The 26,618-nt window shown below is 67.6% G+C and carries 25 protein-coding genes; 9 read left to right on the top strand and 16 right to left on the bottom strand.

What is annotated here, in order from left to right:
• The first annotated feature begins 84 nt into the window (after positions 1 to 84).
• From GOAMI_RS18320 to GOAMI_RS18305, 4 genes are all read left to right on the top strand, one after another.
• Complete coding sequence (locus GOAMI_RS18320) at positions 85 to 2,166, top strand: PhoX family protein (protein ID WP_040004964.1); 2,082 nt, start codon at positions 85 to 87, stop codon at positions 2,164 to 2,166.
• Between the two features lie 451 nt (positions 2,167 to 2,617).
• Positions 2,618 to 3,079, top strand: a complete 462-nt coding sequence (locus tag GOAMI_RS18315; RefSeq protein WP_006438074.1) for a MarR family winged helix-turn-helix transcriptional regulator — start codon at positions 2,618 to 2,620, stop codon at positions 3,077 to 3,079.
• A gap of 48 nt (positions 3,080 to 3,127) precedes the next feature.
• The gene (locus GOAMI_RS18310) at positions 3,128 to 4,396 is read left to right on the top strand and encodes an MFS transporter (protein WP_006438073.1); all 1,269 of its coding nucleotides are present in this window, start codon (positions 3,128 to 3,130) and stop codon (positions 4,394 to 4,396) included.
• Positions 4,397 to 4,423: 27 nt separating this feature from the next.
• Positions 4,424 to 5,125, top strand: a complete 702-nt coding sequence (locus tag GOAMI_RS18305; protein ID WP_006438072.1) for an EthD domain-containing protein — start codon at positions 4,424 to 4,426, stop codon at positions 5,123 to 5,125.
• Here the strand turns inward: GOAMI_RS18305 and GOAMI_RS18300 are convergent.
• From GOAMI_RS18300 to ggh, 15 genes are all read right to left on the bottom strand, one after another.
• The gene (locus GOAMI_RS18300) at positions 5,114 to 5,806 is read right to left on the bottom strand and encodes a helix-turn-helix domain-containing protein (RefSeq protein WP_006438071.1); all 693 of its coding nucleotides are present in this window, start codon (positions 5,804 to 5,806) and stop codon (positions 5,114 to 5,116) included. The genes GOAMI_RS18305 and GOAMI_RS18300 overlap by 12 nt on opposite strands.
• Before the next feature lie 52 nt (positions 5,807 to 5,858).
• Positions 5,859 to 7,055 (bottom strand): NAD(P)/FAD-dependent oxidoreductase, encoded by a 1,197-nt coding sequence (locus tag GOAMI_RS18295; protein ID WP_006438070.1) that lies wholly within the window; start codon positions 7,053 to 7,055, stop codon positions 5,859 to 5,861.
• Positions 7,052 to 8,383, bottom strand: a complete 1,332-nt coding sequence (locus tag GOAMI_RS18290) for an FMN-binding glutamate synthase family protein (protein WP_006438069.1) — start codon at positions 8,381 to 8,383, stop codon at positions 7,052 to 7,054. The genes GOAMI_RS18295 and GOAMI_RS18290 overlap by 4 nt, the downstream gene beginning before the upstream one ends.
• 40 nt (positions 8,384 to 8,423) lie before the next feature.
• Positions 8,424 to 9,170, bottom strand: coding sequence for a GltB/FmdC/FwdC-like GXGXG domain-containing protein (locus GOAMI_RS18285; protein ID WP_006438068.1), 747 nt, complete (start codon positions 9,168 to 9,170; stop codon positions 8,424 to 8,426).
• A complete protein-coding gene (locus GOAMI_RS18280; RefSeq protein WP_006438067.1) occupies positions 9,158 to 10,054 on the bottom strand; it encodes a class II glutamine amidotransferase domain-containing protein in 897 nt (298 codons plus the stop codon). The genes GOAMI_RS18285 and GOAMI_RS18280 overlap by 13 nt, the downstream gene beginning before the upstream one ends.
• A gap of 67 nt (positions 10,055 to 10,121) precedes the next feature.
• A complete protein-coding gene (gene glnT / locus GOAMI_RS18275; RefSeq protein WP_006438066.1) occupies positions 10,122 to 11,483 on the bottom strand; it encodes a type III glutamate--ammonia ligase in 1,362 nt (453 codons plus the stop codon).
• A gap of 218 nt (positions 11,484 to 11,701) precedes the next feature.
• Positions 11,702 to 13,063 carry an ammonium transporter gene (locus tag GOAMI_RS18270; protein ID WP_006438065.1) on the bottom strand — a complete coding sequence of 454 codons (1,362 nt, stop codon included), beginning with the start codon at positions 13,061 to 13,063 and terminating at the stop codon, positions 11,702 to 11,704.
• A gap of 64 nt (positions 13,064 to 13,127) precedes the next feature.
• The gene (locus GOAMI_RS18265; RefSeq protein WP_006438064.1) at positions 13,128 to 14,153 is read right to left on the bottom strand and encodes a heme-dependent oxidative N-demethylase family protein; all 1,026 of its coding nucleotides are present in this window, start codon (positions 14,151 to 14,153) and stop codon (positions 13,128 to 13,130) included.
• Entirely contained in the window at positions 14,150 to 15,139 is a 990-nt protein-coding gene (locus GOAMI_RS18260; protein WP_006438063.1) for a PDR/VanB family oxidoreductase, read from the bottom strand. The genes GOAMI_RS18265 and GOAMI_RS18260 overlap by 4 nt, the downstream gene beginning before the upstream one ends.
• Complete coding sequence (locus tag GOAMI_RS18255; RefSeq protein ID WP_006438062.1) at positions 15,136 to 16,668, bottom strand: heme-dependent oxidative N-demethylase family protein; 1,533 nt, start codon at positions 16,666 to 16,668, stop codon at positions 15,136 to 15,138. The genes GOAMI_RS18260 and GOAMI_RS18255 overlap by 4 nt, the downstream gene beginning before the upstream one ends.
• The gene (locus GOAMI_RS18250; RefSeq protein ID WP_006438061.1) at positions 16,665 to 17,678 is read right to left on the bottom strand and encodes a PDR/VanB family oxidoreductase; all 1,014 of its coding nucleotides are present in this window, start codon (positions 17,676 to 17,678) and stop codon (positions 16,665 to 16,667) included. The genes GOAMI_RS18255 and GOAMI_RS18250 overlap by 4 nt, the downstream gene beginning before the upstream one ends.
• Positions 17,675 to 18,226 carry a dimethylamine monooxygenase subunit DmmA family protein gene (locus GOAMI_RS18245; RefSeq protein ID WP_006438060.1) on the bottom strand — a complete coding sequence of 184 codons (552 nt, stop codon included), beginning with the start codon at positions 18,224 to 18,226 and terminating at the stop codon, positions 17,675 to 17,677. Before GOAMI_RS18245 ends, GOAMI_RS18250 begins: the two co-directional genes overlap by 4 nt.
• Before the next feature lie 9 nt (positions 18,227 to 18,235).
• Positions 18,236 to 18,619, bottom strand: coding sequence for a cupin domain-containing protein (locus GOAMI_RS18240; RefSeq protein WP_006438059.1), 384 nt, complete (start codon positions 18,617 to 18,619; stop codon positions 18,236 to 18,238).
• A gap of 260 nt (positions 18,620 to 18,879) precedes the next feature.
• A complete protein-coding gene (locus tag GOAMI_RS18235; protein WP_006438058.1) occupies positions 18,880 to 19,131 on the bottom strand; it encodes a hypothetical protein in 252 nt (83 codons plus the stop codon).
• A 246-nt stretch (positions 19,132 to 19,377) separates the two neighbouring features.
• On the bottom strand, positions 19,378 to 20,718 hold the full coding sequence (gene ggh / locus GOAMI_RS18230) for a glucosylglycerate hydrolase (protein ID WP_006438057.1): 1,341 nt from the start codon (positions 20,716 to 20,718) through the stop codon (positions 19,378 to 19,380).
• A 314-nt stretch (positions 20,719 to 21,032) separates the two neighbouring features.
• Here ggh and GOAMI_RS18225 point away from each other — a divergent pair, with 314 nt between their 5' ends.
• Positions 21,033 to 21,713 carry an SDR family oxidoreductase gene (locus tag GOAMI_RS18225; RefSeq protein ID WP_006438055.1) on the top strand — a complete coding sequence of 227 codons (681 nt, stop codon included), beginning with the start codon at positions 21,033 to 21,035 and terminating at the stop codon, positions 21,711 to 21,713.
• Between the two features lie 4 nt (positions 21,714 to 21,717).
• Here GOAMI_RS18225 and GOAMI_RS18220 read toward each other — a convergent pair whose 3' ends face one another.
• Positions 21,718 to 22,107: a nuclear transport factor 2 family protein gene (locus tag GOAMI_RS18220; protein WP_006438054.1), complete on the bottom strand. Its 390-nt coding sequence runs from the start codon at positions 22,105 to 22,107 to the stop codon at positions 21,718 to 21,720.
• A 221-nt stretch (positions 22,108 to 22,328) separates the two neighbouring features.
• Between GOAMI_RS18220 and GOAMI_RS18215 the strand changes: the two genes are divergently transcribed.
• From GOAMI_RS18215 to GOAMI_RS18200, 4 genes are read left to right on the top strand one after another with little or no spacing between them, the layout of a single operon-like run.
• On the top strand, positions 22,329 to 23,009 hold the full coding sequence (locus GOAMI_RS18215; RefSeq protein WP_006438053.1) for a DUF4129 domain-containing protein: 681 nt from the start codon (positions 22,329 to 22,331) through the stop codon (positions 23,007 to 23,009).
• Entirely contained in the window at positions 23,006 to 24,274 is a 1,269-nt protein-coding gene (locus tag GOAMI_RS18210) for a DUF4350 domain-containing protein (protein ID WP_006438052.1), read from the top strand. Before GOAMI_RS18215 ends, GOAMI_RS18210 begins: the two co-directional genes overlap by 4 nt.
• Entirely contained in the window at positions 24,271 to 25,314 is a 1,044-nt protein-coding gene (locus GOAMI_RS18205) for an AAA family ATPase (RefSeq protein ID WP_006438051.1), read from the top strand. Before GOAMI_RS18210 ends, GOAMI_RS18205 begins: the two co-directional genes overlap by 4 nt.
• Positions 25,314 to 26,606 (top strand): DUF58 domain-containing protein, encoded by a 1,293-nt coding sequence (locus tag GOAMI_RS18200; protein ID WP_006438050.1) that lies wholly within the window; start codon positions 25,314 to 25,316, stop codon positions 26,604 to 26,606. The genes GOAMI_RS18205 and GOAMI_RS18200 overlap by 1 nt, the downstream gene beginning before the upstream one ends.
• Positions 26,607 to 26,618 lie beyond the last annotated feature (12 nt).

The raw sequence follows: 26,618 nt of genomic DNA, 5'->3' as shown, positions 1-26,618 counted from the left end.
CGACCAGCAGAAGGCACCGTGCGTTGGGTGTCCGTTCACATTCGAGTACCCAAGGGTTCGCTTCGCTCTCCTAGCGTCCTGCGGGTGCGAATCCAGTTGCCGCTGTTCACCTCCACCGGCCACGACGCCGGCCGTTCCTCGCGCGCGTACGTGACGTGCCGCTACAAGTGCGGCGACGCCTGCCGTCACGATCCCGGTAACCGCAGCGACAACGCGTACTTCCGCGACGTCGTGCGCACCGCGGTCTCCCGTCGGAGCGTCCTCAAGACCTCGGCGGGCGCGGCGGTCGCAGCCGGGGCGGCATCGGTGCTCGCGGCCTGTGGCGAGAACGGATCGGGAACCGGCACCTCGACGACCGGATCGGCCACCGGAGATGCGCTGCCGGGTATGAAGTTCACGGCTGTCCCGGCCAACACCGAGGACGCGGTGGTGATCCCCGACGGATATCGCCAGGAGGTCGTGATCCGCTGGGGCGATCCCGTCCTGCCCGGCGCCCCGCAGTTCGACTTCGCCAACCAGACACCCGAGGCCCAGGCCGGGCAGTTCGGCTTCAACAACGACTTCGCCGGGCTCATCCCGGTCGACGGCGTACCCGACCACTTCTACCTGGTCGCCAATCTCGAGTACCCCACCGAACCGTTCATGTTCACCGGATACAAGGACGGCCAGCCCACCGAACAGCAGGCCCGCATCGCGATGGCGTCGGTCGGTATCGCTGTGGTCGAGGTGACCGCCCAGCCCGGCTCCGGCGCGCTCAAACCCGTTGTCGGGCCGCGCAACCAGCGACTCACCGCGTCAAGCCCGTTCCGGCTGACCGGTCCCGCCGCAGGCACCGAGTTCGTGAAGACGACCGCCGATCCGGCCGGCACCACGGTCCTCGGGACGATGGCCAACTGCTCGGGCGGGCTCACACCGTGGGGCACCATGCTCTCCGGCGAGGAGAACTTCAACGGTTACTTCAGCAACGCGAGCACGGTGACCGATCCGAAGACGGCTGAACGTCTCGAGCGCTACACGTTCGAAGACGATGCCGACGAACACCACTGGGGTCGCTTCGACAAGCGCTTCGACCTGGCCGTCGAGCCCAACGAGGCCAACCGCTTCGGCTACATCGTCGAAGTCGATCCACACGACCCGAAAGCTGTTCCCGTCAAACACAGTTCGATGGGTCGCTTCAAACACGAGTCGGCCAACATCTATGTCGTCGACGCCGGGCCCGACAAGGGTACGGTGGTCGCCTACAGCGGTGACGACGAGAAGTTCGAGTACATCTACAAGTTCGTGTCGAGCCGGAAGATGAAGAGCGGACTGTCGAAGACCGCACGCGAACACAACATGCGCATCCTCGACGAGGGGACCCTGTACGTCGCAACGTTCACCGCCGAGCCCGTCGACGGTTCCGGGGCTCTGCCCGCGGCGGGCAAGTTCGCGGGCAAGGGGTCGTGGAAGCCCCTGCTCACCGTCGACGCCGACGGTACGGCTCGGTCGTACGTCGCCGGCATGTCGCCTGCCGAGGTCGCGGTGTTCACCCGCGCGGCGGCAGATGCCGTCGGTGCCACCAAGATGGATCGTCCCGAGGACATCGAGCCGAACCCGAAGACCGGCAAGGTGTACTGCGCACTGACCAACAACAGCGACCGCGGCACCGACGGCAAGGCCGCCGCCGATCTCGTGAACCCGCGCAACGAGAACAAGAACGGTCAGGTCCTCGAGATGACCGACGACCACACCGGCACGGAGTTCACCTGGGAACTCCTGCTCGTCTGCGGCGACCCCGCCGCCGCCGACACGTACTACGGCGGCTTCGACAAGACCAGGGTCAGCCCGATCTCCTGTCCCGACAACGTCGCCTTCGACCCGCACGGCAACCTGTGGATCTCCACCGACGGCAATGCCCTCGACTCCAACGACGGCCTCTTCGCCGTCGCCCTCGACGGTGACCGCCGCGGCGAGACCAAACAGTTCCTGACCGTCCCCAAGGGTGCCGAGACGTGTGGACCGGTCATCGACAGCAACCGCATCCTGATCGCGGTTCAGCATCCGGGCGAACTCGACGACCACTCCGCGGACAACCCGGCATCGCACTGGCCCGATGGCGGGAACTCGCAGCCGCGGCCGTCCGTGGTCGCGGTCTGGCGCGACGGCGGGAACCCGATCGGGGTCTGACTGCTCGGAATCGCCACTTCCGCCTCACCAGGCGCTGGTCCGACCGGCGCTTGTCGGTGGAGGTGGCGATCTCGTCTCGGCGTGCGCGGCGCGTAGGTGTGCGTGCCCGTTGTGACCGCCTCCGGGTTCGCGGTGGGGCTTCGACGCGGTGCCTCGCTACGCTCGGTACCGGCTCAGCCGGCGGGGTCGGTGCCAGCGGGAACGGTACCGGCTCAGCCGGCGGGGTCGGTGCCAGCGGGAACGGTACCGGCTCAGCCGGCGGGATCTTTTCGCGGTGGGGCTTCGACGCGGTGCCTCGCTACGCTCGGTACCGGCTCAGCCGGCGGGGCAGTGCGTGCCCCTTGTGACCGCCTCACGTTCGCGCGGGGCAGTGCCCGCCCACCCGATGTGTCGGCAGCGTCACATCTCCTCGGGTATTACTTCGAGATTCTAAGTATTAGAGTTCCTAAACGTGTCCGCTTCCGATCCCGCGCAACTGGCCCTGACGCTGCGTCCCACGATCACCAGGCTCTACCTGGCGCTTCGCCGGCGCGCGCCGAGGGTCGAGCTCACCGCCGCGCAGACGTCAGCCCTGAACGTCCTCGCCGACAACGGGTGGATGCGCATGGGTGAACTCGCCGATCGTGAGTCCATCCGCATGCCGACCGCGACGTCGGTGATCGACGGACTCACCAAGCACGAACTCGTCGAACGCAGACCCGACCCGGCCGACAGACGCGCCGTCCTGGTCGGACTGACCGATCACGGCCGCGCCGTCGTATCGCAGATCCGCGAGGAACGCGACGTCGTCCTCACCAGTGCACTCGCCGCGCTGAACGACGAGGACCGGGCCGCCCTCGCCGCCGCCGGCCCTGCTCTCCGAGCCCTGCGCGACCGACTCGACGAGACCCCGACGCAGCCGCCGAGCGCCTGAGTCCACGGCGCCCGGCCACATCATCACTCCGCGATCGAAAAGGACCTCATGACAGACACCGAGAACACGCCGACCACCGACACGGCGTCTTCTGAGAAGTCGCTGCTCGTCACGTTCCGCGAGCAACCCCGTACCGTGTGGATCACTGCTTTCGCCGCCACGATCGCCTTCATGGGGATCGGCCTCGTGGACCCGATCCTGCACAGCATCGCCGAAGCGCTCGAGGCGCCGGCCGAGAAGGTCACCCTGCTCTTCGGTGTGTATGTGGGTGTCCAGTGCGTCGCGATGCTCCTGACCGGTTGGGCCGCATACCGTTTCGGTCCCAAACGCACACTCACCGTCGGACTCGCGCTGATCGTCGTCGCCGCCGGGCTGTCCGCCTTCGCCGACGACATCGACCAGCTGATCGCCTTCCGGGTGATCTGGGGTCTGGGCAACGCGCTGTTCCTCGCGACCGCACTGGCGTTCATCGTCTCGTCCGCTGTCGGCAGCCGCCAGGGCGCGATCATGATGTACGAGGCCGCACTCGGTCTCGGCCTCGCGGTCGGACCGTTGCTCGGAGCGACCCTCGGCGAATGGACCTGGCGCGCGCCGTTCGGCGGGACCGCGCTGCTCATGCTCTTCGGTGCCGTCCTGTGCGCGGTCATGCTCCCCGCCGACTCACCGCGCACCACTCGCGACCGGGTGCGGATCGTCGATCCGCTGAAGGCCCTCCGCAATCGCACCCTGTCGACCTCGGGCATCGGTTCGGCCTTCTACACCGGTGCGCTGTTCACCGTCATCGCGTGGGCGCCGATTGCCATGGGGCTCCGGCCGATCCACGCGGGACTCATCTTCTTCGGGTGGGGTCTGCTCACCGCGCTCGCGGGCGTGTTCGTGGCACCCGCGTTGGCCAAGTCCGTGGGCGAGAAGGCCGGTGTGCTGGTGGCGATCTTCGCCTACGGTTCGATCATGGTCCTGGCCGGCGTCGGCACGGTGAGCGATCAGGTGTGGCTCATCGGGCTCGCAGTCGTTCTCTCCGGCCTCCCGTCGGGTGTGCTGAACACCCTCTTCACCGACCTCGCCATGTCCTCCGGCGGGACCGACACCCCGCGCTCGGTGTCCAGCGCGGGCTTCAGCTTCCTGCGCTGGATGGGGGCCGCGATCGCCGCGGTGCTCGTGGCGTACCTCGCGAAGTGGTTCGGTTCCGATGCCGCTCCCTGGTGGTTCGCCACCGCCTACTGCGTCGTCGCACTCGGCGCCGTCGCACTCATCCAGGGCGTTGCGGACGACGAGATCGACGACGACGCCGCGCTGATCGGTGCCGAGGAGTTCTGACCCCGGACACCGGCTCGTCCCGGTACCGTGCGCGAGGTGACGTACTCGAAGGTGATCGTGGCGGTGCGAGGTGGTGGACTGACGCGCGTCGGTGCCGAGACACTCGTCGAACGATGCGCGGCAGCCGGTGCCGTTCGCGTCCAGCTCAACATCGACGACGACCCCGTCTCCGGTGCGATGCGCATCGACGAACTCGATCCGGCGATCGACGCGGTGGTGACGTACTGGGCCGGGGACGTCGACGCCGTACTCCCCGCGGTCACCCGGAGTGTCGAGGTGCCGTTCGCGGCCTGGGAGGTCACCGCGCGCGCTCCCCTCGACCCGGACCTTCCCGCCGACGGAACGCGCATCGAGGCGCTGTCCAACATCGCATTCCTACGCCGCCCGGCCGAGCTGGACCGCGAGGAATGGTTACGGCGCTGGCTCGAGGACCACACCCGGGTCGCGATCGACACTCAGGCCACGTTCGGATATGTACAGAACATCGTCCAGCGGGCACTCACCGGGGACACACCGCGAGTCGACGCGATTGTGGAGGAACTGTTCCCGATGGCAGCTGTCACCGACATCCACGCCTTCTACGGCAGCGACGGCGACCAGGCCGAACTGGAACGTCGAATGACGCTGATGCTCAACAGCGTCTCGCGGTTCGGTGCGGACCGACACCTCGATGTGGTCCCGACCTCCCGGTACGACTTCGATCTCTCCGGGATGGTCTCAGACGGCTGAATCCGGAAACGCGATGACCGAGAGGAAGCGTATCGGCAGTTCGACCAGTTCGACCGGCCCGTGCGCTCCCTCTCCGTCGAGTTGCAACGCGTCGCCAGGATGCATCCGGTACACCGAGCGGCTGTGCGCGTAGTCCATCACGCCTTCGAGGACGTACAGGAATTCGGTACCGGCGTGCTGGAACAGCGGCTGCGTCACCGATTCCTCGGTGAGGGTCACGAGCAGACATTCGAGCCGTTTGTGTTCCCCGCGAAGCGATCCGAGCAACTCGTACTCATGTCCCTCGCGTGAACCCTCACGGACGATCTCGTTACCCTCCCCCGCCTTCACGAAGACGGCCGAACGCTCCATCTCCGCGCCGCGGAACAACGACGTGACCGAGACGTCGAAGCCGTTGGCCAGGCGGGCGAGGGTGCTGAGACTGCAGGAGGTCTGCGCGTTCTCGATCTTCGACAGCATCGCCTTGGAGATGCCGACGCGGGACGCCATGTCGCCCACCGACAGTCCCTGCTGGCGCCGCAGCCGACGCACATTGTGCGCGATCGCGGTCTCGAGCTCGAGTTCCTCGACCGACTGGTCGACGGGGCGTTCCCGTGCGATGCCAGACTGGTTCCGGATCAATGGGTCGTCGGTCACCTCGCCAGCATAGTGAGCGAGGTCGTTCACTGTCAGTTGACACATGTTCTCGCGCCCTCTCGTCGGTTGATCCCCGCTGCACACCGCTCGGGAACGCTCAGCGCATCTCCCCCGCTCCCACGTAGGGGAACCTCGTCTTCAGCGGATCGCCCTCGGCGAACCGGGTGAAGCGGAAATCGGACTCCGGGATCCGTGGGTCCGAACTGCGTCCGTCGACGACCAGATCGGCGATCAGCCGTCCCACCGCCGGCGAGATCTTGAACCCGTGACCGCTGAAGCCGACCGCCAGCACCAGACCGTCGAGCGGGCCCGCCGAGATGATCGGATTCCAGTCCGGCGTCACGTCGTAGCAACCGGCGTAGCTGCTGGTGATCGCGGGTTCGGTGAAGCCGGGGAACCGGGTGCCGACCTTGTCGACGGTGAGGTCGACGAAGTCGCTGTCGACACGGTTGCTGTAGTTGTCCGGGTCGGCGATCTGGAGTTCCTGGAGATCGCTGTTGCCGAACAGGATCTCGCCTCGAACGTCCGGTCGCACGTACTGGAGTGAGACGAGGTCGGAGAACACCGGGACCTCTCCGAGATCCTCACCCGGGTGGATCATCACGATCTGCTCGCGGTGCACCGAGATCGGGATGTCGATGCCGTGCCGGCCGAGGAACGGCTTGGACCACACTCCCGTGGCCACGACGACGGTGTCGGCCGAGATCGTCGAGCCGTCGGCGAGCCGCACGCCGGTGACCCGGTCGCCGTCCTCCAGCAACTCGGTGACCGTGGTGCCCTGGCGGATCCTGATGCCGGTGGCACGTGCGGCGGCGGCGAAGGCCTGGGCGGTCTGGTAGGCGTCCCCGTACCCGCCGCGCTCCTCCCAGCCGAAGGCCGCGAACGGCTCCAGATCGGCCGTCGGCCACATCCTCGCAACCTCGGCGACGTCGATCTCCTCGGCCTGAACGCCCACTTCGCGCTGTGCTGCTAGGCTTTTGCGCAAGTTCTCGACGTTCTGTTCACCGACGCCGACGACGTATCCGGTCTGCCGGAAGCCGATGTCGGTACCGAAGATCTCCTCGGCCTTCTCGAACACCTCGAGCCCCACCGCCGCCATCGCGGCCAGCGAGCTGACGCCGTAGTGACACCGGACGATGCCCGACGACGTGCCGGTCATCCCGCCGCCGACGGTGTCGCGTTCGCACACGACGACGTCGGTGATCCCCCGCTGCCCGAGGGCCCACGCGGCGGCAGCACCTTCGAGACCGCCGCCGACGATGATGACCGACGCTGTCGAATCCCGTTCTGTCACAGCCCAGTCCCCGGAATCCAGTTGGTACCGGCCATCGGGACCCGCGCCATCGCCGCGGCCTCGATCGTGATGGCGACGAGGTCCTCGGGCTCGAGGTGCTGCAGGTGCGCCTTGCCGCAGGCACGGGCGATGGTCTGGGCCTCCATCGTCATGACGCGCAGGAAGTTGGCGAGGCGCTTGCCTCCGAGGACCGGGTCGAAGCGCGCCGACAGTTCCGGGTCCTGCGTGCTGATGCCGGCCGGGTCACGCCCGTCCTGGAAGTCGTCGTAGTAGCCGGCGGCCGAACCCAGCGCCTCGTACTCCTCGGCATAGCGGGGATCGTTGTCTCCCAACGCGATCAGGGCGGCGGTGCCGATGGCCACCGCGTCAGCGCCGAGGGCCATGGCCTTGGCGGCGTCGGCGCCGTTGCGAATGCCGCCCGAGACGATGAGCTGCACCTCACGGTGGACCCCGAGTTTCTGCAGCGCCTGGACCGCCTGCGGGATGGCGGCCAGGGTCGGGATGCCCACGTGTTCGATGAACACCTCCTGGGTGGCGGCAGTGCCGCCCTGCATGCCGTCGACCACGACGACGTCCGCGCCGGAGTGCACGGCCAGCTTCACGTCGTAGTAGGTGCGGCTCGCGCCGACCTTGACGTAGATCGGCTTCTCCCAGTCGGTGATCTCGCGCAGCTCGTTGATCTTGATGGCAAGGTCGTCGGGGCCGGTCCAGTCGGGGTGCCGGCAGGCACTGCGCTGGTCGATGCCCTGGGGGAGGGTACGCATCCCGGCGACACGCTCGGAGATCTTCTGCCCCAGCAGCATTCCACCGCCACCGGGCTTGGCACCCTGGCCGAGGACGACCTCGATGGCGTCGGCCTTGCGCAGGTCGTCGGGATTCATGCCGTAACGCGACGGCAGGTACTGGTAGACGAGGTGCTTGGACTGTCCGCGCTCCTCGGGGGTCATGCCACCGTCACCGGTGGTGGTCGACGTCCCGACCTCCGACGCTCCGCGGCCGAGTGCCTCCTTGGCGCCGGCCGACAGTGCACCGAAACTCATGCCGGCGATGGTGACCGGGGTAGACAGGTGCAGCGGATACTTCGCGTTGCGGCCACCCAGGACGACGTCGGTGTCGCAGCGCTCCCGGTAACCCTCGAGCGGGTAGCGCGACATCGAGGCACCCAGGAACAGCAGGTCGTCGAAGTGGGGGAGCTTACGCTTGGCACCCCAGCCGCGGATGTCGTAGATGCCGGTCTCGGCGGCGCGCTGGATGGCGGCGATGGTGGTGCGGTCGTAGGTGGCGGATTCGCGGAGTCCGCGCTGCTCGACGCTGAGGTTGTCGGTCATGGTGATGTCTCTTTCGGTGGTGTGGCGCGAAGGGGACGGCTCAGTAGGCGGAAGCGTTGTCCACCTTGAAGTGGTAGAGCTCGCGGGCCGATCCGTAACGGGTGTAGGCGGTCAGGTCGTCGTCGCCGTAACCGGCGGCCTTGAGCAGACCGGCGAGTTCCTCGAGGTGCTCCTCGCGCATCGGCTTGGCGATGCAGTCGGCGCCGAGGGAGGCGACCTCACCGCGGACGTAGATGCGGGTCTCGTAGATGGAGTCGCCGAGGCCGTCGCCCGCGTTGCCGCGGATGACCAGGCGGCCGGCCTGCGCCATGAAGGCGCTGTTATGTCCGACGTCGCCGCCGATCACGATGTCGACACCTTTCATCGAGATGCCGCAGCGGGCCGCCGCATCACCCTCGACCACGAGGAGTCCACCGTGAGCGGTGGCACCGGCCGACTGCGAGGCGTTGCCCTTGACGATGACGCTGCCGCTCATCATGTTCTCGGCGACACCGGTGCCGGCATTGCCGTTGATGGTGACCTCGGCCTGCTGGTTCATCCCGGCGGCGTAGTAGCCGACATGACCGTTGACGGTGATCTTGACCGGCGCGTTGACGCCCGCTGCGACACTGTGCGCGCCGGCGGGGTTGTCGATGACGATCTCCCCGGAGATGTCGCCGTGGAGTACCGAGTTGATTTCTCGCAGTGCGGTGTTCGCGAGGTCGAAGTGGTGGTTGGGGCTCATCGTCTCCGCTTTCGCCGGGTCGGTAGGGGACTGGGTGGTGGAGTCGAGCGTCATCGTGTCCATGCGTAGACCACTTCCGGCTCGGGCTCCCAGATGCGGGCGTTCTCGACCCCGGGCAGCTTGGCGAGGGCGCGGTACTCGCTGGCGATCGCGACCCAGTCGTCGGTCTCGGCGATCACCGCGGGCTTGCAGGCGATGGCGTCGCGGACGACGGCGAAGGAGTCACGGTTGGAGACCACGAGGGTGTAGAAGCCGTCGAAGTTTGCGCAGACCTCCTTGAGGGCGGTCTCGACGTCCTTGCCGGCGGCGAGCTGGTGGGCGACGAAGCGGGCGCCGACCTCGGTGTCGTTCTCACTGTCGAATTCCACACCCTGCGCGCGCAATTCGCGTCGGATGGTGGCGTGGTTGGCGAACGACCCGTTGTGCACGAGACACTGCTCCGGGCCCACCGCGTAGGGATGTGCACCCGACGGGGTCACGGCCGATTCGGTGGCCATCCGGGTGTGGCCGACGCCCTGCCAGCCGGAAGCAGTTGCCAGACCCCAGGATTCGGCCAGGTCTCGCGGGGCGCCGACACCCTTGAGGACGGTCAGATCCGAACCGAAGCCGGCGACCAGCGCATCCGGGTAGGCGGCGCGGGCCGCGCCGAGGAGTTCTTCGGCGCCCACCGGGGCCGACGCGACCAGCGTGGCATCGACAAGCTGGGCCGCGACCGGCACACCGAGTGCTGCGCCCAGCGTCGCCGAGACCTCGTCGGGCAGGACATCGAGTTCGAGCAGCGAGACACACCCGTGGCCGGAAGGTGCCCATTCGGGGTTGCCGTACACCGCGATGCCGGCCGAATCCGCACCGCGATCCTGCATCTCGCCGAGCATCACGGCGAGCATCGCGCCGAGTCGGGGATGAAGATCGGGATTACGCAGATGCAATCCGACGATTCCGCACATGGTCGAATCCTTTACGTCGAAGGGGAGTTGGGATGTGGTGCGATCGACGCGGCCTGGGCCGGCCGTGTCAGAAAGCGGTGAGGTACTGGTCGACTTCCCAGGGGGACACCGCCGCGTGCCAGTCGAAGAACTCCTCGCGTTTCAGGTTGGAGAAGTAGGTCGACACCTTGCCCTGGTCGGCGGGCCAGTCCTGGGGGAGTGCGGCGTCGAGGGCACCCATCACGACCGCGTCGGACTCGAACGCCTCGACGGCGTGCAACAGGGTGAGTGGCAGATCCGCGATATGGCTGGGAGCCCCGCCGACGGCCCCGGGGTCGAGGCTTCGCTTGATGCCGTCGAGACCGGCACCGAGCAACGCGGCCGCGGCCAGGTACGGGTTGGCCGACCCGTCGCCACCGCGCAGTTCGACGCGCTGGTCGTCGGGAACCCGGATGTAGTGGGTCCGGTCATTGCCGCCGTACGTGGCCTTGCGCGGCGCCCAGGACGCACCCGATCGGGTCGCGGTGGCGCCGGTTCGCTTGTAGGAGTTGACGGTCGGCGCGATGACGGCCTGCAGAGCCGGTGCGTGCTCGAGGATGCCCCCGATGAACCCGTAGGCGGTCGCGGAGAGCCCCAGCCCGCGATCGTCTTCACTGACCTGCGGGAAGACCGGCTCACCACCCTTGGTGAGGGAGAGGTGGAAGTGCAGTCCCGAACCGGTGCGATCGGCGAACGGCTTCGGCATGAAGGTGGCGATCATGCCCTTCTCGGCGGCCATCGCCGAGAGGAGGTAGCGGAGGGTTACGACCCGATCGGCGGTGGTCAGCGCGTCGGCGTACTTGAAATTCTGCTCGAACTGCCCGTTGCCGTCCTCGTGGTCGTTGGCATAGTTGCCCCAGCCGAGCTGGTTCATGGCAGTGGACACCGTGGTGAGGTGCTCGTACATCCGGGTGAGACCGCGGACGTCGTAGCACGGCTGGTCGGAATCGTCGGCGGCGTCGGCGGTGACCAGCGAACCGTCCTCCGCGCGCTTCAGCAGGAAGTACTCGACCTCGGCGCCCACCCACGGCTCGAAGCCTGCGTCGGCGGTCTGCGCGATGAGGGTCTTGAGGATGTTGCGGGGAGCGAACGGCCACGGCTTGCCCTCGACGTGCGGATCGCACTGGACGACGGCCAGGCCTTCCTTGATGAACGGGATGGGGAGGAAGGAGCTGACGTCGGGAACGGCGACGAGGTCGGGGTCCTTGGGCTCCTGACCGATGGCACCGACCGCGTAACCGGCGAAACCGACTCCCTCCGTGGCGAGTTCGTCGACCGCCTCGACCGGCACCAGCTTGGCGCACGGCTTTCCGCGGAGATCGACGAACATGGCGAGGATGAACTTGGTGTCATTGGCCGCACACAGCTCGGCGAGGGTGCCGGTGTCGGGGGTTTCGTTGGTGGTGGTCATGATGCGCTCCGGGGGTCGACTCTAGGTGTTGCCTGTCGGGATGTCCACTCGTGTGAATCACTGTCTACCGTTAGTAGACTGCCCGATTGTTTCGAGTCTGTTTCCGCTCCGTGAGCGGTCGGTGTCGTTTCGAGCCACCCTCGCCGCCTGACGAAAGAACCCGGAGGTCCACCGTCTGACGGTGGACCCCCGGGCCGTTGTTCGTCTTCTCCGCGCGGTCAGACCTGCGCGGATGGTGCCGATGCCGGCATCGACTTCTCCACCGATTCGGCAGCTGCCGACGGCGACAGACCGGCCAGCCCACCGCCGGACCGACCCACACTGGCACTGGGGATCTCGTACGCGGTCTCGGCGTGCAGCGTGGTGTCGAGGCCCATCATCTCGGTCTCGTCGTCGACGCGCAGCCCGATCAGCTTGTCGAGTCCCTTCGCGATGAGCCAGGTCATCACGAACGAGTAGGTGCAGGTGATGGCGATGCCGGCGAGCTCACGCCAGACGATGTCGACCGGACCGCCGAACAGGACGCCCTGGACACCGGCCGGAGCGGCCTCGGTCGCGAACAGGATGATGCAGATGGTGCCGACGATGCCGCCGATGCCGTGGACGGCGAAGGCGTCGAGCGTCTCGTCGATCTTGAGCCTGCTCTTGAAGCTGAGCAGGAACGCGACGACCGCTGCGGCGAAGATGCCCACGCACAGTGCACCCAGCGGCGCCATGCTGCTGGCGGCGGGGGTGATGCCGACCAGGCCCGCGACGGTGCCGGTGATCAGGCCGAGCGACGTGACGTGACCCTCGCGCCACCGCTCGATGATCGCGAACCCGATCATGCCGGCGGATCCGGCGAGCAGCGTGTTCAGGATGACCGCCTGCGCAAGGAAGTTCGCACCGAGCGCGCAGCTGCCGTTGAAACCGAACCAGCCGAAGAACAGGATGCCGCCGCCCAGCATGGTCATCGGGAGGTTGTGCGGACGCTCCATGCGGCGCTTGCGTGCCCCGAGGACGACGGCCAGGGCCAGAGCCGCGACACCGGAGTTCATGTGGACCGCGGTTCCGCCCGCGTAGTCGACGATCTCCAGCTTGTTCAGCAGGAAGCCGCCCTTGTAGTTGTCGTCGACGTCGGCCGAGAACACCCAGTGTGCGACCGGGAAGTACACCACCAGGAGCCAGATCGGCGCGAAGACCAGCCAGGCAGAGAACTTCATCCGGCCTGCTGCACCGCTGGCGACGATGGCAATGGTGATGGCCGCGAACAGGATGAACCACGCCGCGAAGTACAGCGTCTGGGTCGCGCCGGAGGCGTCGTCGGTCAACCAGTTGGTGAGACCGATGAAATCGGTGGGGTTGCCGATGAGACCCCACCCGCCCACCGACGGACCGGACACGAGTCCGTAGCCGATGACGACGTAGAGCACGGCGGTGATGGCGAGGGTCGACATGACCATCGACATGATGTTCAGCACGTTCTTCGAGCCGACCATGCCGCCGTAGAAGAAGGCGAGGCCGGGGAACATGAGTAGGACGAAGACGAATGCCGCCAGCATCCAGGCCAGGTCGGCGTTGGCCGCGAGTATCGGTTCCATGGGCGATCTTTCGGTTCGGAGACTGAAGAGGTCGGTGGTTTGATGCACCAGCAGCTCACGGGCGTCATTGACCGCGTAGATACGCGACGACGTTGTCGCGATAATCGAGAAATCCCTTGTAGGCGGCGATGTCCTCACCGAGCGACTCGATGACGGTCGCCAACTGAGCGGCCCACTCGGGTATTCGTTTCACGTCCTCCAGCGAGGCCATGAATGTCCGGATATTGAACGTCACGGCACCCGACATCGGCAACCGGACGAAGTGTTCGAGCTCGATTCGCAGGCGTGCCCTGGCGAAATCGCCGTCGGCAACCATGGCCGGGACGTCGGCCGCCCATGCCGGCAACTCTTCGAGGCTCACGTCGAGTTTGTGCGAATCCGACGCCGACAGAGTCCAGTTCACCCTGCGGTACACCTGATCTGCCGGTAGCCTGCGCAGGAATTGTTCGGCGCGGGCGACGATGCCCTCGCGAAGCATGCGTGGTACCGGGGCGTGGATTTCGTACATGTCCATGCCCACGTCGAAGGAGACCGACCAGGCCGCGGCGAAGGTCACGACACCGGCGTCGAAGTACAGATGTCCATCGCGTTCGGTGACGAGGAGCAGATCGTCGGGCACCTCGCGGGCCAGGAACTCCATCGGTCCGCACGGCAGGGTGTCGGGGTCGCCGAGCACGAATTCCTGGTCGGTGCCCAGAATCTCGTTACGCCAGTGGAAGCGCCCGTCGCCGGACTCGTCGAGGTGCATGAGGCCGGGGTACGAGATGCCGAGGTCGCGCAGATAGTAGAGCAGCAGATCCCAGCACGCGATCTCCATCCCGGCACGGACCCGCACCCGTGAGGGGTCGTTGTCCAGGATTCGGCGACGTTCGGCCATGATCTCGGGATACTCGGCACCACCGAGATCGACCAGGTACCTTCCCCATTCGCCGCCGCGCGTGCACCGCGGGATGCGTGCGGGCTCGACGTTGACGCTGTAGGTGAACTCCTCGAGGTCGTCGGGGAACGGCCACGGCAGGTTGGACAGGTGGTCCACCGGCCCAGTGAGGAAATCCCGGATCGATGCGGTCGGTATCGCTTCTGTGGTCACAGGTCCACCTCGATGTTCTGACCCCGGGAGACGCAGCACAGCATCGCGTCACCGAGGGCTTTCTCCTCCTCGGACAGAACGAGGTCGCGATGCTCGATGATGCCGTCGCGCACCGGTATCCGACATTCGCCGCATACACCCTGGCGGCACAGGTTGGGCACCTCGACACCATGGTCGAGGAGTCGTTGCAGGAGGGACACTCCCGCCGGGACGTCGATCTGACTGCCGGTGGAGGACAACGTCACGGTGAACGGATCGCCCGGGTCCTGCTCCGGCGCGGAGAACCGCTCGAGATGCACGCGGGCGGAGGGCCATCCGGCCCGGGCCGCGAGTTCGGTGTAGGTCTCGAGCAGAGCTGCCGGCCCACAGGCGTAGGCGTGGGTTCCGAGCGGCTGGGAGCGGAACCTCTCGGCGAGCAGGTCCGCGGTCTCGTCCACACCGGACACCTCGTGCAGGGTGATGTTCGGTTGCTGCGCGAGCGCGCGGAGATCGTCGAGATGGGCTCCGCAGCCCGGACGGTACGAGTACACGATGTCGGCACGAGATCCTCCGCGCGCCAGGGCCCGGGCGTGGGACAGGATCGGGGTCACGCCAATCCCGCCGGCGACGAGCAGTGCGCCGCGCTGGTCGAGGATCGGCGCGAACATCGACCGTGGTCCCTCCACCTCGACGACGGAATCCTCGGAGAGATTGTCGTGCAACCAGTCCGAGCCGCCGCCGGCGCCGCGTCGGAGCACCGAGATGCCGTAGGTGTTCGGGAACATGCCGTCGTCGACCAGCGAGTAGGCATTGCGGTGCTCACCCGCGGTGACGATCAGATGGCTGCCCGGAAGATGGGGCGTCAGAACCTGCGGCGCGTCGTCGAGCGGCGCGAACCGGAAGTGGGTGATGTCGTCGGTCAGCCGCCGAACGGTGACGACGCGCATAGGGCGCGCCGAGGTCGTGTAACCCGGGTGCAGGTGTGCCGCGATCGCAGCTGCCGTCATACATCACCTCCCGCTGCCGATGCGAGGAAACTCCCCATCGTCGGCGAATGATGCTCGTGAACCTCCAGATCGCGGGCACAGCCCGGACAGGAGACGACCCCGCCGGCACGGCCGTCCACCCGGAAGGTGTTGCGGCAGTGCGCACAATAGAGCGGGAGGTCACGGGTGTGGACGACGTATGACGACAACTCCGCGGGAACCGCCCCGGCGTCACGTGCCATCGCCAGCGCGGTCATCACGTCGTACTGACCGCCGGTGACGAGGATGCGCGTGCCGGTGAGCGCGGCATCGAGGGCGGCTTTCAGGGACCGGCGATCCTGCTCGTCGGTGAGGGTGTCGAGCACCAGGAGCCGGGTGGCTCCGACGACCTCGGCCGCCGCGACCCAGTCCCGCGGCACGTGAGCGGTCTCGGCGTCGTCGCCGACCGCGACGACGAGGAAGGCCGCCCCGGTGGTGTCGACGGCCGGCGGGGTGGCCGGCCAGACCGGCATGCCCGGCCCGGTCGGCGCCGACTGCCGAGCGGCGTTGCGCAGCCACCGGGCGGCTCGGTCCCGGTACTTGATGATGCCCTTGTAATCGGCCATGTCCTCGGGCAATTCGGCCAGGACCTCGGCGGCACGACGACGCCAGGGGTCGACGGTGGCCAGCAGCTCGAGGGGGAGCAGGTAGGTGCGGATGAGGAACATGACGGCACCGGAGTCGGGGAGCCGGATGAGGTGCTGCACCTCGACGCGCAGGTGGACCCGGCGACCGAACTCGGCGTCGTCGACGAGCAGGATGGCCTCGCGGTCGGGTCCCCACTCGGGGTAGATCTCGGTCGAGACGTCGAGGCGGCGGTCGATGGTGAGTGTCCAGTTGGTCCGCCGGTAGGGCTGGTGAGGTTGCAGCCGTTTGAGGAACTCGTGGGCCCGGGTGATGACGCCTTCCCTGCGGACCCGTGGGACTGGCCCGTGGATCTCGAGGAAGCTCATGCCGACGTCGAAACCGAAACTCCAGTCCGCGGCGAAGGTCACCACCCCGGCGTCGACGAACAGTTGGCCGTTGCGCTGGTCCAGGAGCGCGATGTCCTCCTGGACCTGGGAGGTGATGTACCGCAGCGGTTCGTCGGGGAGCGTGGTGGCGTCGCCGTACCGGAAGTGCTGCTCGATGCCGAGGATGTCGTTGCGCCACAACCATTCGTCGGGACCTGCCGAGCGCAGCTGCATCTGCTCCGGGTAGGCGGCATCGAGTTCGCGCATGAGGGTGAACATCGCGTCCCAGGCGGCGGGGACCATGTGGGGGAGCACCGCGTGCCTCGTCGGATCGGCGGCGAGGATCGTCGCACGCTGGTCGATCTCGGCGCGATACTCGCAGTCGATGTCGACGATCGCGGTGCCCCACTGGCCCGCCGGTGTGGTGACGGACTGCTCGGCCGGTTCGACGTTGGTGCTGTAGCGATACCGGTCCTCGAGGAAGGGGAACGGGAATCCGGCGACCAGGTCGGCGTCGTCCGGCGTTGTGGGAGTGGTGTTCTGGATTGTGCTCGTCACAGGGGAACCTCCAGGCTGCAGCCGTCGGCGGCGCGTGAGACGCACGGCATGATCGCGTCACCGGCGTCCTTCTCCTCGGCGCTGAGATAGAGGTCGCGGTGGATGGGTGAGCCGCCGGCGAGGGGGATGCGGCATTCACCGCACACGCCCTGACGGCACAGATTGGGGACCTCGACGCCCGCCTGTTCGAGGGCCTCGAGCATGCTCGTCCCCGACGGGACGTCGATGCTCCGACCGGATTCGACGAGCTCGACGCGGAAGGGATCCCCGGCGTCGAGCGCATCGATCCCGAACCGCTCGAAGTGGATTCGGGAGTCGGGCCACCCGGCCTGCACCGCCGCGTCGACGACGGCGTCGATCATCGCCGACGGCCCGCACACATAGAGGTGGGTGCCGACCGGCTGGGCGCGGAGAGCTTCGTCGAGGCGTTCGATGAACGAGACTCGATCGGTGAACAGTTCGGCGCGGGCCCGTGCAAGCGCGGTCACGTCGGCCAGGTGGGCGGCCGCGTCCTTCCGGAAGACGTAGAGCAACTGGACGTCTCGCCCCCAGCGCACGGCTGCGCGCAGATGGGACAGCATGGGGGTGATCCCGATTCCGCCGGCCACCAGCAGATGCTTGCGGGCGCGGGCGATGGGCGCGAACGCGCTCCGGGGGAGTCCGACGGTCATCAGGTCGCCGACCGCGAGCACCTCGTGCAGCCAGCGGGATCCACCGTTGCCATCCGCGACCTCGAGGACCGAGATCGAGTAGTGACCCGGATGCGTGCCGTCGCCGGTCAAGCTGTAGGCGTTGGTGTTCTCGCCGGCATGCACCACCAGATGGCTACCCGGAATGAAGCCGGGCAGCGCACGTCCGTCCGGGTGGGCGAGGGTGATGCCGCGGATACCCGCGACGGTCGTGTCGATCGAGGTCACGACGAGTTGCATCGTGACGGCCCGATCGGCGCGGCGATTCGTCGACGCCGTACCGACATCGGCCGAATCAGGTTCTGCGACTGTGATGCTCACAGCTCGATCTCCTCGGTGGTCAGGAACTGGGTCTCGGCGTCGACCATGAACCCCAGGTACTGACCCGTTCGACGGGACACGTGGTGGTACACGAGCAGGTCGCGTCGACAACCGGCGCAGGGGATGACGTCGTCGATCGCCACTCGGGCGCGTGTGACCGTCCGGCAGTGCGAACAGAACACGTCCGCCTCGGTCCGTTCGACGGAACCCGTTGTGAGGAACTCGATCTCGTCGTCTTCGAGACCGGCGTTCACGGCGACGGCGCGCAGCCGCAGTGCCGAGCCGGCGTCGGCTACGATCCAGACCCGGACCCCGACGGTGGCCTCGGCAAGCGCGTCGGCCAGCAGGTCGGCGGCCGTGTCGGCGTCGCCGTGGATTCGGGTGGTGGCCAGCGGCGCGAGGTCGGCTTCCCAGCGACTCAGTGCATCGGCGACGTCCCCCACACCGACCAGCAGGTAGGAACCACCGGTCGGTGTGGGAGTCGACGTCTCGACCAGGTCACCAGGTCGCGCCCACACCGGCACGCTGGAGTACGCGATCTGCGACATGGCGGCCGCTCAGAGGAGAGTGGCGTCGCGCTGCCCGGTGTAGAAGGCGAGCGCATAGTCCGGGGTGCTGAAGTAGATCTTCGAACCCTTGGGGAAGAAGATCGCATCCTTGGCCTTGGCGACGGTCTTCTGTCCGGTTTCCTTGTTCTCCAACAGGAATTCGCCCTCGAGCACGACCTTCATCTCGTCGTATTCGTACTCGTAGTAGAGCGGTTCGTCGGTGTGGCGGAGCTCGAAGTATCCGCTGCACATCGGGCTGCCGTCCGGGTTCTCATAGACGTCGCCGATGAATCCCGCAGTACCCGGGTACTCGGCCTCGGGCATCTTCGGCAGGTCTTTCCAGCCATCGCTGGTCACGCGGAACTCCAACGCCTTGGCACTCTCGATCGTCACGAGGCTCCTCCATGTCTCACTCGGGCGCGTACGCGCTCGTCGGGGTAGGTGCTCGGCGTCCACCGCTGCCAACCGCGGTTTGCGGTGACTCTTCGGAGTGGACGCCGTCCCCTGTTATGAAAGAAGTGGCGTGTTTCAGCAGTGTGACGGCTTTGTAATGGTGTGCAACGCGGCGAGTCCGCGACCGAGACATTCGCTCAACAATTCCGTTCCCGCTCACTTTTATCGGGTGAGCGGGAACGGAATGAGTGAGCGGTTCTTCAAGCCCGTGGCGGGTGGTAGTCGAGCAGTCTGAACCAGTACTCGTCGGGAAGCACGTCGCCGGAACGCAACACGCGTGCGAGTCCGACAGCCATGAACACCCCGAGCAGGCCCAGCCAGAGTCCGCACAGGGAGATCGTCACCAATGCGATGGTCCTGGCGACCGGCCACGGGTCGAGGATCAGCAGGAGTGGTGCGAAGAGGAAGCCGGCCGGGACGAACCAGAACGACAGCGCCTTGTCGCACTTCATCACTGCGGTCAGCCACGTCGGGCTCGACGCCACGGGTCGCGGTGGGGCCGCTCGGTGTCTGACGCGGATCGTCGTGGCAACCGGTGGAGTGGCAATCGGTCGAGTGGCAACCGGTGGAGTGGCAACCGGTGGAGTGGCAATCGGTCGAGTGGTCATCGGACACCTCCTGTGAGGATCGCCGTGACTCCAGACTGCGCGCCTGAACGCGGGAAGGCCACTACCTCGCAGGTAGTCGACTCGTGGGGCTCAGTCGAGCCAGTCCAGCACCGATGCCGCGGTCCAGCTCTGCTGCATGCTGCCCAGGGGTTCGCCGGTGAAGGGTTCGTAGTACTCCGCGAACGAGCCGTCGGTGGCCTGGCGCAGGCCCTCCTCCCGAAGGCGCGCGGAACGCTCGGTCCAGCCGCGGCGCCCGAACGCCCAGCTGAACAGCCAGGTCATGACCGGCCACACCGGACCGCGCCAGTATTCGCGCGGGCGGAAGTCGCCCGAGATCGGCGACGTCGACGGCGGGACCGCGTACCGGAGGTCGGGGTGCCCACAGAATCGCGGACCTTCGAACAGCCGGAGCAGAGCCCGTTCCCGGTCGCGCGGGAGACCTCCGCAGATCAACGGGGCGAACGCGGCGATCGTCTCGGTCGGAATCCACGAGTTCGCGCGCAAGTCGAAATCCCTTGCCGCGCCGTTACGGTCGTTGGCTGCGGCCACGACGCCGGAACGGAAACGGTCGGCCCATGCGCGCAGGTCGCGGACGTCGGCGAGCGGCTTGGAGTAGTCCTCACCGATCGTCGCGAGCACATCGCAGGCCACGGCGAAGATCGCACTGACGAAGACGTCCTCGACCGCGAAACTCATGACCTTCGGCAACACGTCGTCGTCGTAGTTCGCGCGCTTCATCTGTTCGACCAGCCAGAGGTAGCGGTCGTACTCGAGGTCGGTCGGCCGCATCGACAGATCCGACACGTGGTCGAGATCTGCCCGAGAGTACGGCGGCAGGTCCAGTCCCGGAACGACATTCGCGTATGCCGAGTCCCAGCGCGGCGAGTTGTCCATACCGGATTCCCAGCCGTGGAAGATGGTGATCCGGCCGCGCCCCATGGGATCCCGCGCATGAGCCAGCCACCGGTGCCATCGCACCAGGGAACTCCACCGGCGGTCGATGAACTCGTTGGCCACCGCCCGCGTCGTCCGGCCGTGGCGTCGGGAATGGTCGAGGATGCGCTGCACCGCGATCGCGTGGACCGGAGGCTGGGTGATCCCCGAGGTGTCGGGGAAGTCGGGGGCGCACTCGGCCAGTCGCGCGCACTCCCAGCGGGCCGGGCCGGGGAAGTACCCGTCCCGACCGTTGGCGAACACGATGTGCGGGATCATTCCGTTGCGCCACTGCGCCGAGAGCAGGGTGTCCATCTCGATCACCGCTCGCTCGACCGACAGCGGTGCGAGACCGACGGTGACGAAGGCGGCGTCCCAACTCCACATGTGCGGGTACAGCTTGGGTGCCGCACTGGTCATGGTGCCCAGGTCGTTGCCGCGCAGCAGATACGCGGCACGTGCCGACAGCTGCGTTGGGGTGAATCCGTACCTGGCCACGCCGACGATTCTGCCCCGCGGCGCCGTCGTGTGCTCATCGAGGTGACCTCGATACGCGTCGTCCTCACTCCGTTCGGTCGTCGCTACTCGGCCAGCGGAGGGTGGGGGGCGTGACGATTTCGGCATCCGGGTCGTCGCTACTCGGTCGGCGGAGGGTGCGAGGCGTGACGATTTCGGCATCCGGGTCGTCACCACTCGGCCAGCGGAGGGTGGGAGGCGTGACGATTTCGGCATCCGGGTCGTCACTACTCGGCCAGCGGAGGGTGGTCAGCATGACGATTTCGGCATCCGGGTCGCCCAGTAGGGTGGGCAGAGTGCCCACCGCTTTGATCACCGGGGCCAGTCGCGGCCTCGGCGCCCAGATCGCCCGACAGCTCGCGCCCACCCACGACCTGTTGTTGGGTGGACGCCCCTCGCCCGAACTCGACAACCTCGCCATCGAACTCGACGGCGCGAGCACTTTCGCCGTCGAACTGACCGACTACGACGAGGTCGCCGGCGCCGTGGAAGCGATCAACGAACTCGACGTGCTGGTCCACAACGCCGGCGTCGGCAGCAGTCTCGAGCATGTGGCCGACACCCCCGTCGAGGAGTGGCATCACGTCCTCGAGATCAACCTCGTCGCCGTCGCCGAACTGACGCGGCTCCTGCTGCCGGCGCTGCGGCAGGCAGAAGGGCACGTCGTCTTCGTCAATTCCGGGGCAGGACGAAACGCCAAACCCCGCTGGGCGCCGTATGCGGCGAGCAAGTTCGGGTTGCGGGCACTCGCCGACTCGCTGCGCGCCGAGGAACCGACACTACGGGTCACGTCCGTCTACCCCGGGCGCATCGACACCGACATGCAGCGCGAACTCGTCGCCCTCGAGGGACGGGACTACGACGCCTCACAGTTCCTGCGCCCGGAGTCCGTCGCGGCCGCCGTCGTACACGCCATCCAGACGCCCGTCGACGCCCATCCGCAGGACATCGTGCTGCGGCCGACGGGGCGGGGTTAGCGGGTCAGAGCTGCGTGAGGTCCTCCGGACGCCAGACCGCGCGCATCGACGACACCTTGCCGTCGGCGTTGAAGACCATTATGTCGACCGGAGTGATCTCGAAGGCCAGTCCGGAGGTCTTGGTCACCAGGGTGAACTCGAAGACGGCGGTGTCGCCGGCGACCTTCTTCCACTTGAGGGTCGCGGTGCGCTCGTCCATGCCGGTGATCACCGAGTAGAACTCGACGAGCTCTTCGCGGGTGTTGCGGATGTCGGCGCCGATCGGGTCCTCGACCGTCGCGTCGGGCGCGTAGAGGTCGGCGATCTGCTCGGCGGTGCCGGAGTTCAGCAACTCGATGTAGGCGTCCACCGCCGCGTCGATCTGGTCGGCGAGGCCGGCTTGCTCCACGGTCATGAATCCTCCAGAAATTAGAACGTGTTCTAGTTCCGCACCGTAGCACGCGCGTCCGTCGACCGGTGGATGTTTTCGGTGCTTGCACACCGTTGTTTGATACGTTCGCCGCAAGAGCCCCTCGGGCATCGAGTCCGTCGAGTCCGTCGAGGTCCCAGCAGCGCGGAAAGGCCGGTATCCGTGACGATGTCCGACTCACCGCACGACCCGCGGCCGGGTGCGCGGTGACCCCGATCCTCGCCGCACCCCTGGAACCCGGCAACGAGCAAGCCCGCCGGTGGGCCGAGGACGAACTCTCCCAGAACGCCTACCAACCGCCGGAACCGTCGTGGTGGGACCGGTTCAGCGACCGGGTCTGGGGATGGATCGCCGACAACGTCCTCGACCTGGTCGGTGGGTCGGACACGATCCGGGCGATCGTCATCGTGATCGCCATCCTCCTGGCGCTCGGACTCGCCGTTCTCGTGATCCGCCGCGTGCGCCGCACGCCGCGGATCCCGAAGACCACCGAGAACGCCGCAGCGAAGGTGGTGTTGTCCGGAAGCCCGCGTTCGGCGAAAGAACTCCGCGCGGAGGCCGAGACCCGCTATGCCGCCGGCGATTACGACACCAGTGTGATCACCGCCGTCCGCGCGCTCGCCCAACGCGGCATCGAACGAGGTCTGCTCGCCGACGAGCCGTCCCTCACCGCACATGAGGTGGCGACCGAACTGGCGTCCCGGTTCGAGGAGCACGGCGTCGAACTCCGGAGCGCCGCAGACCTGTTCGATGCGATCGCGTACGGCGGTCGCCATGCGGCGGCCGGGTCGGCCCGTGCGGTGCTCGACCTCGAGCGCACCGTGTCGTCCGCCCGACCCGCCGGGGTGGACACATCTGGTCCGCGTCGTCTGGCGGTGCCTCGATGACCACGACGGCACGTACACCGTCGATCGCGCCCGCCCCGCCGAAGCGCGGCACGCCACGATGGATCTGGGTACTCGTGGTGGTGCTCGTCGTCGCGGTGACCGCAGCGATCGCCCTGCTCGGTGTCTCCGCGCTGACCGTGTTCGGTGCGGAACCGGGGCCTGGTGTCAGCTACGACCCCGACAATCCACGGCCCCAGGGTGCGCGCGCCCTCGCCCAGATCATCGACGACCACGGCGGCGACCTCCATCAGGCCCGTGGACTGGACGAGCTCACCGATTCGCCGCGCCCCGAGAGCAGCACGACGGTCGTCGTGTCATCGGTCGGCGCGCTGAACCCCGGTACCGCACAACAGTTCCTGGATTGGGTCTCCGACGCACACCGGGTGATCCTGATCGCGCCGCAGGACAACGCTCTGTCACTTCTCCGGCTACCCGTCCGGCTGGAGTACGGCGGTGCCCCGACCGCGGTGCTCGCCGGGTGCACGACCACCGAGATCGCCGACGACGACACCATCACCGGCGGCGCGCTCGGCTACAGCACATCCGCACCGGGCGCGACGTCGTGCTTCACCACCGGCACCGCGTCGAATGTGCTGATCGTGCCGGCCACATCGACCCGCCCGGAGATCGTGGTCGTCAGTGGCGACATGCTGATCAACGAGAACCTCGCGCTCCGGGACAACGCGGGCGTGGCCACCCGTCTCTTCGCAAGCGCGCACGACATCCTCTGGTATGTACCTCTTTTCACCGACGAAGTCGCGTCGGCGCAAGAGGAATCCGACATCCCGGAGGCGCTCGGGCCGCTGGTCGTGCTGGCCGCGTTCGCAGTCCTGGTCCTGATGCTCTGGCGAGGTCGCCGTTTCGGCGCGCTGGTCACCGAGCCGCTGCCGGCGGTCGTCAAGGCGATCGAGACCACCCAGGCGCGGGGCCGGATGTACCACAAGGCTCGCGCCGACGCCCGCGCCGCCGCCGCGCTGCGCATCCACACCCTGACCTCGCTCGCCTCCTACCTCGGCCTCCCGTACGACGCCGGTCGGGCCACCGACGAGTTGGCGGCACCCGAATGGGAAACGATGGTGGCACCGGGGGAGACCGCCGACTCCGCCGTCCACGCCATCATCACCACCGTCGTGTCCGTCACCGGCCGCGACCTTCCACAGGTACGGACCCTGCTCGCGGGGCCGCTGCCCACGACCGACACCGGCCTCGTCGTCTTCACCAGTGAACTGACCGCCCTCGAGAAGGAAGTCCGGCACACACCATGACCGTCGATCCATCCCGCACCTTCGGCCCCGGTCCGTCCGAGAAAGCGGCCTCATCGCCGCAGAATCCGCACGGTGGACCCGCCCCGTCGTCGAACAAGGCACGCGAGGCACTCGGTGCGGTGCGTGCCGAGGTCGCCAAAGCCGTTGTCGGGCAAGACCCGGCGGTCGCGGGCATCCTCATCGCACTGCTGTGTCGCGGACACATCCTGCTCGAAGGCGTTCCGGGCGTCGCCAAGACCCTCCTCGTCAGATCGGTCGCGGCGGCGCTCGACGTCGAGACCAAGCGCGTGCAGTTCACCTCCGACCTGATGCCCGGAGACGTGACGGGTTCGCTTGTGTTCGACTCCGCCGGCTCGGAGTTCACGTTCCGCGAGGGACCGGTGTTCACGAACCTCCTGTTGGCCGATGAGATCAACCGCACCCCACCGAAGACGCAGGCATCGCTGCTGGAGGCGATGGAGGAACGGCAGGTGACCGTCGACGGCGTCGGCCGTCCGCTGCCCAGCCCGTTCCTGGTGGCAGCAACGCAGAACCCCGTCGAGTACGAGGGCACCTACCCGCTGCCGGAGGCCCAGCTCGACCGTTTCCTGCTGAAGGTGACACTGCCCGTGCCGCCACGTGAGCACGAGATCACTGTCCTGACCCGGCACGCGGCCGGGTTCGATCCGCGGAATCTCGCCGCCGCCGGACTTCGACCGGTCGCCTCGGCCGCCGACGTCGAAGCCGGCATCGAACAGGTCCGCCGCGTCGGTGTCGCACCACAGGTGGCCGCCTACATCGTCGACATCGCCCGCGCGACAAGGTTCTCGCCGTCCCTGGCACTCGGCGTCAGCCCGCGCGGCGCGACCGCGCTACTCGGGACCAGCCGCGCGTGGGCGTGGCTGAACGGCCGTGACTTCGTGACCCCCGATGACGTTCAGGCCCTGGCACAGTCGACGCTGGCACACCGGCTGTCGCTGCGGCCGGAGGCCGAACTCGAAGGCGTGTCGGTCGGCTCGGTCCTCGATGCCGCCGTCAACTCGGTTCCCGTGCCGCGCTGATGTTCCTCACCGGCCGGTTTCTGGTACTGGTGCTGCTGGGCGCAGTGCCGATCCTGGTGTGGCCGAACTACGCCGTCCCCGTGCTGTGGGTTCTGTTCTGTGTGCTGCTGATGTGCCTCGACCTCGCGCTCGCCGGATCGACGAAGACCATCGCGATGACACGGTCGGTGATCGGACCGGTCCGGTTAGGGGAGAGCACCTCCTGCTCGATCACGGTCACCAACACCGGGACCGGGACCTTTCGCGGCGTCCTGCGTGACAGCTGGCAACCGTCGGCGGGCGCCACCGGCGCCATCCACCGCCTCACCGTGCCGCGCGGTGAGACCACTACGGTGACCACCACTCTCACCCCCACGCGACGTGGCGACCGACTCGCCGTGCGGGTGACGGTGCGCCGTCTCGGTCCTCTGGGACTGGCCGGACGGCAACGCAGCGTCCCGCTTCCCGGTCGGGTCCGCGCGCTCCCGCCGTTCGGGTCACGGCGGTTCCTGCCCTCCCGACTCGCCCACCTCCGCCAGCTCGACGGCCGGTCGGCGGTCCGGATACGCGGGCAGGGCACCGAATTCGACTCTCTCCGGGACTACGTCGAAGGAGACGACGTCCGCAGCATCGACTGGCGGGCGACCGCACGACGCCGGTCGACCGTGGTGCGGACATGGCAACCGGAGAAGGACCGACACATCGTCATCGTGCTCGACACGTCGCGCACCTCGGCGGGGCGCGTCGGCGATGTCCCCCGACTCGACGCCGCGATGGACGCCGCCCTGCTGCTGGCGGCGTTGGCATCGCATGCGGGCGACCGGGTCGACCTGATCGCCGGTGACCGACGCGTGCACCGTCGAGTCGTCGGGGAGGGCCGGACGACGCTGCTCAGCAGGCTGGTCACGGCGATGGCCGACCTCGAACCGGCACTGCTGGAGGCGGATTGGCCGATGCTGGGCGCCGAGGTCGCGAAGATCAGCCGCCAGCGCGCCCTGCTGGTGTTGCTGACCCCGATGGAACCGGCCGCCGTCGAGGAGTCACTGCTGCCCCCGCTGTCGGTTCTCGCGCAGCACTACAAGGTCGTCATCGGATCCGTCGCCGATCCGGCGCTGGAGGAGATGATCGCCGTCCGGGAACACCCGGAAGCCGTCTACGACGCGGCCGCGGCAGCCCGGACCCTCACGTTGCGCAATCGGACGGCCACCGCCGTCGGTCGGCTCGGCGTCGACGTGGTGGATGCCCCGCCCCACGCGCTGCCCGCTCGGCTGGCAGATCACTATCTGCTGCTCAAATCACGCGGGTTGCTGTAGCGCTGCGTCGAG

It is taken from the genome of Gordonia amicalis NBRC 100051 = JCM 11271, assembly GCF_000332995.1.
GTDB lineage: Bacteria > Actinomycetota > Actinomycetes > Mycobacteriales > Mycobacteriaceae > Gordonia > Gordonia amicalis.
Note: the sequence above shows the minus strand (reverse complement) of the source record. Positions and strands in the feature narration are given on the sequence as shown.

Coding starts and splice junctions, on each gene's coding strand:
- GOAMI_RS18310 (WP_006438073.1), top strand. CDS start 3,128: ATGACAGACACCGAGAACACGCCGACCACCGACACGGCGTCTTCTGAG.
- GOAMI_RS18300 (WP_006438071.1), bottom strand. CDS start 5,806: ATGTGTCAACTGACAGTGAACGACCTCGCTCACTATGCTGGCGAGGTG.
- GOAMI_RS18290 (WP_006438069.1), bottom strand. CDS start 8,383: ATGACCGACAACCTCAGCGTCGAGCAGCGCGGACTCCGCGAATCCGCC.
- GOAMI_RS18285 (WP_006438068.1), bottom strand. CDS start 9,170: ATGGACACGATGACGCTCGACTCCACCACCCAGTCCCCTACCGACCCG.
- GOAMI_RS18280 (WP_006438067.1), bottom strand. CDS start 10,054: ATGTGCGGAATCGTCGGATTGCATCTGCGTAATCCCGATCTTCATCCC.
- glnT (WP_006438066.1), bottom strand. CDS start 11,483: ATGACCACCACCAACGAAACCCCCGACACCGGCACCCTCGCCGAGCTG.
- GOAMI_RS18270 (WP_006438065.1), bottom strand. CDS start 13,063: ATGGAACCGATACTCGCGGCCAACGCCGACCTGGCCTGGATGCTGGCG.
- GOAMI_RS18260 (WP_006438063.1), bottom strand. CDS start 15,139: ATGACGGCAGCTGCGATCGCGGCACACCTGCACCCGGGTTACACGACC.
- GOAMI_RS18245 (WP_006438060.1), bottom strand. CDS start 18,226: ATGTCGCAGATCGCGTACTCCAGCGTGCCGGTGTGGGCGCGACCTGGT.
- GOAMI_RS18235 (WP_006438058.1), bottom strand. CDS start 19,131: ATGAAGTGCGACAAGGCGCTGTCGTTCTGGTTCGTCCCGGCCGGCTTC.
- GOAMI_RS18220 (WP_006438054.1), bottom strand. CDS start 22,107: ATGACCGTGGAGCAAGCCGGCCTCGCCGACCAGATCGACGCGGCGGTG.
- GOAMI_RS18210 (WP_006438052.1), top strand. CDS start 23,006: ATGACCACGACGGCACGTACACCGTCGATCGCGCCCGCCCCGCCGAAG.
- GOAMI_RS18205 (WP_006438051.1), top strand. CDS start 24,271: ATGACCGTCGATCCATCCCGCACCTTCGGCCCCGGTCCGTCCGAGAAA.
- GOAMI_RS18200 (WP_006438050.1), top strand. CDS start 25,314: ATGTTCCTCACCGGCCGGTTTCTGGTACTGGTGCTGCTGGGCGCAGTG.